This is a genomic window from Streptomyces phyllanthi (assembly GCF_009377205.1).
In the GTDB taxonomy this organism is placed as follows: Bacteria; Actinomycetota; Actinomycetes; order Streptomycetales; family Streptomycetaceae; genus Streptomyces; species Streptomyces phyllanthi.
Genome location: NZ_VJZE01000407.1, coordinates 1 through 8,481 on the forward strand (window position 1 = coordinate 1; position 8,481 = coordinate 8,481).

The 8,481-nt window shown below is 69.2% G+C and carries 7 protein-coding genes, 1 other RNA gene and 1 pseudogene; 5 read left to right on the plus strand and 4 right to left on the minus strand.

Annotated elements, in window-relative coordinates:
• The 5 genes from ftsE to ssrA form a co-directional block, all read left to right on the plus strand.
• Positions 1-659 (plus strand): cell division ATP-binding protein FtsE (gene ftsE / locus FNH04_RS36020; RefSeq protein ID WP_228031800.1); only part of this gene is annotated, 659 nt, incomplete at its 5' end.
• Between the two features lie 33 nt (positions 660-692).
• Positions 693-1,610, plus strand: a complete 918-nt coding sequence (ftsX, locus tag FNH04_RS36025; RefSeq protein WP_152790052.1) for a permease-like cell division protein FtsX — start codon at positions 693-695, stop codon at positions 1,608-1,610.
• A gap of 68 nt (positions 1,611-1,678) precedes the next feature.
• Entirely contained in the window at positions 1,679-2,860 is a 1,182-nt protein-coding gene (locus FNH04_RS36030) for a S41 family peptidase (protein ID WP_152790053.1), read from the plus strand.
• 92 nt (positions 2,861-2,952) lie between these two features.
• A complete protein-coding gene (gene smpB / locus FNH04_RS36035; RefSeq protein WP_152790054.1) occupies positions 2,953-3,432 on the plus strand; it encodes an SsrA-binding protein SmpB in 480 nt (159 codons plus the stop codon).
• Between the two features lie 118 nt (positions 3,433-3,550).
• Positions 3,551-3,951, plus strand: a transfer-messenger RNA (tmRNA) gene (ssrA, locus tag FNH04_RS36040).
• Between the two features lie 398 nt (positions 3,952-4,349).
• Here ssrA and FNH04_RS48760 read toward each other — a convergent pair.
• The 4 genes and pseudogenes from FNH04_RS48760 to FNH04_RS36055 all read right to left on the minus strand — a co-directional run.
• Positions 4,350-4,484: a hypothetical protein gene (locus FNH04_RS48760; RefSeq protein ID WP_265581181.1), complete on the minus strand. Its 135-nt coding sequence runs from the start codon at positions 4,482-4,484 to the stop codon at positions 4,350-4,352.
• Between the two features lie 243 nt (positions 4,485-4,727).
• A complete protein-coding gene (locus FNH04_RS36045; protein ID WP_152790055.1) occupies positions 4,728-5,738 on the minus strand; it encodes a LacI family DNA-binding transcriptional regulator in 1,011 nt (336 codons plus the stop codon).
• A complete protein-coding gene (gene yicI, locus FNH04_RS36050) occupies positions 5,722-8,004 on the minus strand; it encodes an alpha-xylosidase (RefSeq protein WP_152790056.1) in 2,283 nt (760 codons plus the stop codon). The genes FNH04_RS36045 and yicI overlap by 17 nt, the downstream gene beginning before the upstream one ends.
• Positions 8,005-8,172: 168 nt before the next feature.
• Positions 8,173-8,481 (minus strand): annotated as a pseudogene (locus tag FNH04_RS36055) (MFS transporter); the annotation flags it as partial.

Genomic DNA, 8,481 nt, shown 5'->3' on the forward strand with positions numbered 1-8,481 from the left:
ACCCCAAGCAGACCCGCCCCGCCCTCAGAGATGTCTCCCTGGAGGTCGAGAAGGGCGAGTTCGTGTTCCTCGTGGGGTCCTCCGGCTCCGGAAAGTCCACCTTCCTGCGGCTGATCCTGCGCGAGGAGCGGGCCAGTCACGGTCAGGTGCACGTCCTGGGCAAGGACCTCGCGCGGCTGTCCAACTGGAAGGTGCCGCAGATGCGCCGCCAGCTGGGCACCGTGTTCCAGGACTTCCGGCTGCTGCCGAACAAGACGGTCGGCGAGAACGTCGCGTTCGCGCAGGAGGTCATCGGCAAGTCGCGCGGCGAGATCCGCAAGTCCGTGCCGCAGGTGCTCGACCTCGTCGGGCTCGGCGGCAAGGAGGACCGGATGCCCGGAGAGTTGTCCGGTGGTGAACAGCAGCGCGTGGCCATCGCGCGCGCCTTCGTCAACCGGCCCAAGCTCCTCATCGCCGACGAACCCACCGGCAACCTCGACCCCCAGACCTCCGTCGGCATCATGAAGCTGCTCGACCGGATCAACCGGACCGGTACGACCGTGGTGATGGCGACCCACGACCAGAACATCGTGGACCAGATGCGCAAGCGCGTCATCGAGCTGGAGAAGGGCCGTCTCGTCCGCGACCAGGCGCGCGGCGTCTACGGCTACCAGCACTGACCCCCGTCCACGGAAAGGCTCCAGGAAGACGCCATGCGCGCGCAGTTCGTTCTCTCGGAGATCGGTGTCGGTCTCCGCCGCAACCTGACGATGACCTTCGCCGTCATCGTCTCCGTCGGCCTCTCCCTGGCCCTGTTCGGTGGCTCGCTCCTGATGAGCGACCAGGTCAACCAGATGAAGGGCTACTGGTACGACAAGGTCAACGTCTCGATCTTCCTCTGCAACAAGAGCGACGCGGAGTCCGACCCCAACTGCGCCAAGGGCGCCGTCACCACCGAGCAGAAGGAACAGATCAAGACCGACCTCGACAAGATGTCGGTCGTCGACAACGTGCTGTACGAGTCGCAGGACCAGGCGTACAAGCACTACAAGGAGCAGTTCGGCGACTCCCCGCTGGCCAGCAGCCTCACCCCCGACCAGATGCAGGAGTCGTACCGCATCAAGCTGAAGAACCCGGAGAAGTACCAGGTCATCGCGAGTGCCTTCAACGGCCGGGCCGGTGTGCAGTCCGTGCAGGACCAAAAGGGCATCCTGGACAATCTGTTCACGCTTCTCGGGTATCTCAACTGGGCGGCGCGCGGCGTGATGTTCGTCATGCTGGTCGTGGCGCTGCTGCTGATCGTCAACACGGTGCGCGTCTCGGCGTTCAGCCGTCGGCGTGAGACCGGGATCATGCGGCTGGTGGGCGCCTCCGGCTTCTACATCCAGGCGCCGTTCATCATGGAGGCCGCCGTCGCCGGGCTGATCGGCGGCACCATCGCGTGCGCGTTCCTCGTGGCCGGGCAGTACTTCGTGATCGACAACGGCGTGGCCCTGTCGGAGAAGCTCCAACTCATCAACTTCGTGGGCTGGGACGCCGTACTCACCAAGCTGCCGCTCATCCTCGCGGCGAGCTTCCTGATGCCCGCGCTGGCCGCTTTCTTCGCGTTGCGCAAGTACCTCAAGGTGTGACGCACGCCCAACGGGGCCGTCCCGCCAACCAGGGGTACGCCGTCAAGGGTTCGCCTAGACTCACCGGCATGTCAGGTCAAGACCTGTTCTGCAGGCCCCGCCGCCTCCGCCGCGGGGCGGCCCTGACATTCGTCTTCGCGGGCGTCCTCGCGGCGGGCGCCGCGACCGGCTCGTTCGGCGCCTCCGCGGGGCAGGGCGGCCAGGACCGCGAGTCCGCCGCCACCTCGCGTTCCACGCCCGCGGGCAGCCACGAGGACGTCGCCGAGGCCGCCGCGGAGGCCATGGCCGACGGCAAGTCCCCCGTGGAGGCCGCCGAGCGAGCCGTCAGCCGCAGCGGTGACCGCTGGGGCGCGGTGTACTCCCGGGGCGAGTACGAGGAGTTCGAGGAGGCCCTCGACGGTGCGTACACCGGCGTGGGTCTGTGGGCCCGGCGCGAGGCGGACGGCCGGATCGAGGTCGCCCGCGTCCGGGAGGGCTCGCCCGCCGACGACGCCGGGATCCGCGAGGGCGACCGCCTGCGCAGTATCGACGGCAGGAGCGCCGACGGCCGGCCCGTCACCGAGGTCGTGTCGTTACTGCGCGGTGACGCCGAGGACGCCCCCGTCGGCACGACGGTCTCCCTGGGACTGCAGCGCGGCGATCACGTGTGGAACGAGACCCTGCGAAGGGCCCGCCTCTCCACGGACTCCGTGACCGTCCGCAGACTCACCGACAGGGTCACCGTCATCAAGGTCGCCGCGTTCACCAAGGGGTCGGGCGAGCGCGTGGGCGCCGCCGTGGAGCGGGCGCCCGCCGGTACCGGGATCGTCCTCGACCTGCGCGGCAACTCCGGCGGACTGGTCGCCGAGGCCGTCACCGCCGCCTCCGCGTTCCTCGACGGGGGCCTCGTCGCCACGTACGACGTCAACGGCGACCAGCGCGCCCTGCACGCCGACCTCGGCGGCGACACCACGAGACCCCTGGTCGCACTCGTCGACGGCGGCACGATGAGCGCGGCCGAACTGCTCACCGGCGCTCTTCAGGACCGCGGCCGCGCGGTCGTCGTGGGCACCCGCACCTTCGGCAAGGGCTCGGTCCAGATGCCGAGCCGCCTCCCCGACGGCTCCGTCGCCGAGCTGACCGTCGGCCACTACCGCACCCCCTCCGGTCGCGGTGTCGACGGCCGGGGCATCACCCCCGACCTGGAGGCCGACGAGGGCGTCCTGGAGCGGGCGGAGACGGTCCTGAGCGGACTCGGGGACCCTTCATAGCGGCCCGTGGCCTCCTCGCGGCGACCATGCCCCGCGGTCCGCGTAATCGACTTTCCGCTCACCCCCTCCGTAGTGCCAAAATGGCCAGCACTATGGCTAAGGAAAAAGGGCGCAAGCTGATCGCGCAGAACAAGAAGGCGCGGCACGACTACCTGATCATCGACACCTACGAGGCCGGGCTGGTCCTCACGGGGACCGAGGTCAAGTCGCTGCGTCAGGGGCGGGCCTCGCTCGTCGACGGCTTCGTGCAGCTGGACGGCCACGAGGCGTGGCTGCACAACGTGCACGTGCCGGAGTACAGCCAGGGCACCTGGACCAACCACAGCGCCCGCCGCAAGCGCAAGCTGCTGCTGCACCGGGCGGAGATCGACAAGCTGGAGTCCAAGTCCCAGGAGACGGGTCACACGATCGTGCCCCTCGCGCTGTACTTCAAGGACGGCCGCGCCAAGATCGAGATCGCGCTAGCCAAGGGCAAGAAGGAGTACGACAAGCGGCAGACGCTCCGCGAGAAGCAGGACCGCCGTGAGACCGAGCGCGCGGTGTCCGCGGTGCGGCGGCAGCAGCGGGCCTGAGTGCGGGCCTCCTGCGCCCCGGCGGGGGCGCGGGGAATATCAGTGGCATCGTCGGGCGTTGGTCACGTACGATGGCATCTGCACCCCACGGTGGGTGCGCTGTTTGAAAAATACACATGGGGATGATCGGTTTCGACAGCGGCTGTCGAAGCAGGGGAAGCGTGTCGAGGAAGCGGCCATGATCTCGTAAACCACAGGCCGAAAAAAATAATCGCCAATTCCAAGAGCGATCTCTCCCAGAGCAAGCTCGCCCTCGCTGCCTGATTAGGCAGTAAGGACAAGCTTCTCTACTAAAGGGAGTGTCAGCCCGGGGATGTTCCCGACCCGGATCCTGGCATCAGCTAGGGGACTAAACCTTGATCCCGGTCACGGGGTGAAGAGGGAAATCAAACAGTGACTGAGCCCGTCGGAGACTTGTCCGCGTGATCTCCGGGGCCGAGAAAAGCACAGCGGACTGCACACGGAGAAGCCCTGGTTCCGCACCGTTGGACGCGGGTTCGATTCCCGCCATCTCCACGATCGGGGGTCCTCGGACCTCCTCTCCCATGTGAGCAAAGGCCCCGTCGCTTTCGAGCGGCGGGGCCTTTGTCGTGCCGTGGCGGTTCGGCCTTGAGCGGTACGGCTCTGGCGGACGCGCTTCGAGAGGGTCTGGGGGCGCCCAGCGACTGGCCGGACATCCCGGGCCATCGTGGGTGGTGCGCTACGACCAGCGAACTGGGCCCTGCCGCGTACCGAGGGTGAAGTGCCCGTCACGGCGGGTGAGTTCAACCTGTAGTCTTACCTCGTGACGTGCCCGATGGGTGCGTCCTCCCTTCATTCCGGGCCCCTGCCTCGTCGGGGCCCGGCCCGACGAGAGCGGTCCCGGGACCTGGTGATGGCCGCCTCACGTCGAAGGGAGGACGCCCTCAGATGGGCTGTCACGAGGAGCAGAACCCGACTCTCGTCATGCGGCTGATCCGACTCCTGCCGGAGCGGGCGGCGAAGCGCGCGAGGAGGTGGCTGCTCTGGTGGCTCAGCAGGTAGCCGGATATCCCCATACTAGGTGGGGACATCCGACGGGCTCCTGTTGAGCCTGGGCCCCGCTCGGAGTACCCGCTCCGATGTGGGGCCCACCTTTTCTCTGGTGGCTCGGCAGGTAGCCGGATATCCCCATACAGGGTGGGGACATCCGACGGGCTCCTGCTGAGATTGGGCCTCCGCCTGGGTAAAGCACTTACCAGCCCAGTGCGGGAACCCTCCCTGCGTCCAAGTACAGCACAGCGCCCACCCCGACGGCACCACACACCGGCCACTCGTCACGCGAGCGAGCGACGTGCGGTACTCGCCCGTTCCGTCAGCCGGGGCGGGAGCCGGGTGGTGTCGGGTACGGGCAGGCCGGCCAGCTTCCTCGTCAGGAGTTCCACGGCCCGTTCGCCCACCTCGGTGGACGGGATGGCGATCGAGGTGACGGGGACGCGGAGGTGCTCGGCGAGTTCGTCCGGGCACAGGGCGGTGACGGACAGGTCGCCGGGGACGCGCAGGCCGAGCTGCTCGAAGGCGTCGATCAGGGGTTCCAGGACCGCCTCGTTGTGCACCACCACACCCGTCAGCGCGGGCTGTTCGCGCAGCAGTTGTTCGGCGACCGTGCGGGCGGCGGCGGGTGTGGCCTCGCAGGGGTGGACCGAGGATCTGAGCCCGTTGCGGGCGGCCGCCTCCGTGAAACCCTGGACGACACGTTGCGCGAAGGCCGTCTGACGGACGTACACCTCCGGAGGTGATCCGATCAGCGCCACGACCCGGTGCCCCAGCGCCGCCAGATGCTCCACGCACACCTCGCCCGCAGCCCTGAAGTCGAGGTCGATGCAGGTCAGTCCGGCGGGCTCGGCCGGGAAGCCGATCATCACCGACGGCAGGTCGAGCGCCCGCAGCAGCGGCAGGCGGGGGTCGTGGAGCTGGACGTCCATCACGATCAGCGCGTCCACCAGGGCCGTGTCCGCGACCCGCCGCAGACCCTCCTCGCCCTCCTCCTGTGTCAGCAGCAGGACGTCCTGGTCGTGCGCCCGGGCCGCCGTCACCACCGACACCGCGAACCGCATCACCACCGGTACGTTGATCCCGGCCCGCAGCGGGACCACCAGCGCCAGCACGTTGGACCTGCTGCCGGCCAGCGCCCGGGCGCCCGCGTGCGGGCGGTAGCCCAGCTCGCGGATGGACTCCTCGACACGTGCCCGGGTCTCGGCCGAGATCGGGCGCTTGCCGCTGAGCGTGTACGAGACCGTGCTGGGGGAGACCCCGGCGTGCCGTGCCACATCAGTGATCTTTACCATCACCCGCACCCACTTCCCGTTCCAGTTCCAGCGTCAGGAAGCCCGCCCCCGTCTTCCCCCGCACCTCGCGGTCGCCCGACGCCAGCCCCCAGGGCGCCGACGGGTCGCCGCACGAGGCGCGCAGGGTGTCGCCCTCGCGGACCACCGTGAAGGTCACGTCCCCGACGAGCACCGTCACCTGGGCCCCGCGCTCCAGCCCGTACGCGCGCAGGGTGACCCCGTCGGCGTACGCGTAGTCGGGCCGGTCGTCCACCGCGCCCACCGGGATCACCGCGCCGGGCCGGACGAGGAGCGGCACGCTTGTGAAGCCGTGGCGCTCACGCACCCAGCGCGGTCCGGTCACCGTGCGCCCGCTCACGAAGTGCGTCCAGGTGCCCTCGGGCACGTAGTACGTCACGTCGCCCTCGTCGCTGAAGACCGGTGCCACGAGCAGATCCGGCCCGAGCATGTACTGCCGCTCCAGGTGCGCGCACCCGGGGTCGTCGGGGAACTCCAGCACCATCGCCCGCATCACCGGCACGCCCTCCGTGTGGGCGGTGCGCGCGGCCTCGTACAGGTACGGCATGAGGCGCAGCTTCAGCCGGGCGAACTCGCGCAGTACGTCCACGGATTCGTCGTCGAACAGCCAGGGCACGCGGTAGGAGGAGGAGCCGTGCAGGCGGCTGTGCGAGGAGAGGAGTCCGAAGGCGATCCACCGCTTGAAGAGGGCCGGGGTCGGGGTGCCCTCGAAGCCGCCGATGTCGTGGCTCCAGAAGCCGAAGCCCGACAGCCCCAGTGACAGCCCTCCGCGCAGTGACTCGGCCATCGCCTCGTACGTCGACTCGCAGTCGCCGCCCCAGTGCACGGGGAACCGCTGGCTGCCGGCCGTCGCCGAGCGGGCGAAGACCACGGCCTCCTCCTCGCCGCGGTGCTTGCGCAGTACGTCGAAGACGGTCCGGTTGTAGAGGTACGTGTAGTAGTTGTGCATCCGCTCCGGGTCGGAGCCGTCCGCGTACGCCACGTCGACCGGCACGCGTTCCCCGAAGTCGGTCTTGAAGCAGTCGACGCCCTGGGCGAGCAGTGCCTCCAGCTTGGACGCGTACCAGTCGCGGGCGGCCGGGCTGGTGAAGTCGACGAGTGCCATGCCCGGCTGCCACAGGTCCCACTGCCATACGCTCCCGTCGGGCCTGCGCAGCAGATGGCCGAGCGCCTTGCCCTCCGCGAACAGCGGTGAGCGCTGGGCGATGTACGGGTTGATCCACACGCAGATCCGCAGGCCCTTCGACTTGAGCCGGGCCAGCATGCCCTCCGGGTCGGGGAACACCCGCGGGTCCCACCGGAAGTCGCACCAGTGGAACTCGCGCATCCAGAAGCAGTCGAAGTGGAAGACCGAGAGGGGGAGTTCGCGCTCCCGCATGCCCTCGATGAAGGACGTCACCGTCTCCTCGTCGTAGGAGGTTGTGAAGGACGTCGACAGCCACAGCCCGAACGACCAGGCGGGCGGGAGCGCCGGGCGGCCGGTGAGCGCGGTGTACTTGCGGAGGATCTCCTTCGGGGTGGGGCCGTAGATGACGTAGTACGTGAGCTGCTGGCTCTCCACGCTGAACTGGACCCGGGACACCGCCTCCGAGCCGACCTCGAAGGAGACCTTGCCGGGGTGGTCGACGAAGACGCCGTACCCCGCGTCCGTGAGGTAGAAGGGCACGTTCTTGTACGCCTGTTCGGTCGCCGTGCCGCCGTCGGCGTTCCAGATGTCGACGACCTGGCCGTTCTTGACGAGGGGGCCGAAGCGCTCGCCCAGGCCGTACACGGAGGTGCCGACGCCCAGGTTCAGCTGCTCGCGCAGGTAGTGGGCGCCCGTCGCGTCGCGCATGATGCCCATGGCCTTGGGGCCGCTGGTGGTGAGGGTGCGGCCGTGGGCGAGGAAGTCGACCTGCCAGGGGCCGGTGCGGGAGACCCGGACGGAGAGCGCGCCCGCGGTGAGGGTCGCCTGCTCGTCGTCGTACGAGGTCTGGGCCGCGAACTCCTCGCTCGTGACCTCGAAGCGGGGCCCGCGCGGCTCCTCCCCCTCGAAGTGGGTGAACGTGACGCCGATGACGTCGGGCAGCGGCGCGTGCGCGGTGATCGTCACGACCGGTCCCTTCAGCAGGTCGCCGCGGTGGCGGATGGGCTGGGTGGGCGCGTGGAGCTCCAGCGTGCCCGGCCCGTCCGTCACGTCGAGGACCTGGCATGGATGAGCCGCGGTGACACCTTCGCGCAGCAGCCAGTAGCCGTCGGTGAACTTCAAGCCCGTACCCCTTACTTGACCGCACCGACGGCGATGCCGCGGGTGAGCGTAGGTGCATCAGGGCGTCACGCGGTGACCGTCCGGGTGACGAACGGCATGGTCGAACCCTTTCACCGGGTGACGTCGAAGCGCTTCGACGGGGGACGGTATGTGGGGGCCGTGAGCGCGTCAATGGGGCCTGCGGGAATCGGCCGTCGCCCTGCTGCCAAGGGATCGGCTCCGTCGGGCGGCACCGGTACGGGCGCGTCGGGTCACGAGCTGCCCCACGGTGATCAGCAAAGCGCTCACCACCGCCGCCACCGGCACTGCGAACCCGGTGGTCGGTGAGGTGTGCTCGGCGATCCAGCCGCCGGTCGCCGAGCCGCAGGCGATGCCGGCCAGCAGGCCTGTGACCGCCAGGGTCATGCCCTCGTTCAGGCGGTGCTCGGGGGTGTGGTTCTGGATCAGGGTCATGGTGGTGATCATCGTGGGGGCGGT

Excerpts from the sequence above, each read along its gene's own strand:
- ftsX (WP_152790052.1), top strand. The coding sequence starts at position 693 with ATGCGCGCGCAGTTCGTTCTCTCGGAGATCGGTGTCGGTCTCCGCCGC.
- FNH04_RS36030 (WP_152790053.1), top strand. The coding sequence starts at position 1,679 with ATGTCAGGTCAAGACCTGTTCTGCAGGCCCCGCCGCCTCCGCCGCGGG.
- smpB (WP_152790054.1), top strand. The coding sequence starts at position 2,953 with ATGGCTAAGGAAAAAGGGCGCAAGCTGATCGCGCAGAACAAGAAGGCG.
- FNH04_RS48760 (WP_265581181.1), bottom strand. The coding sequence starts at position 4,484 with ATGTCCCCACCTAGTATGGGGATATCCGGCTACCTGCTGAGCCACCAG.
- FNH04_RS36045 (WP_152790055.1), bottom strand. The coding sequence starts at position 5,738 with ATGGTAAAGATCACTGATGTGGCACGGCACGCCGGGGTCTCCCCCAGC.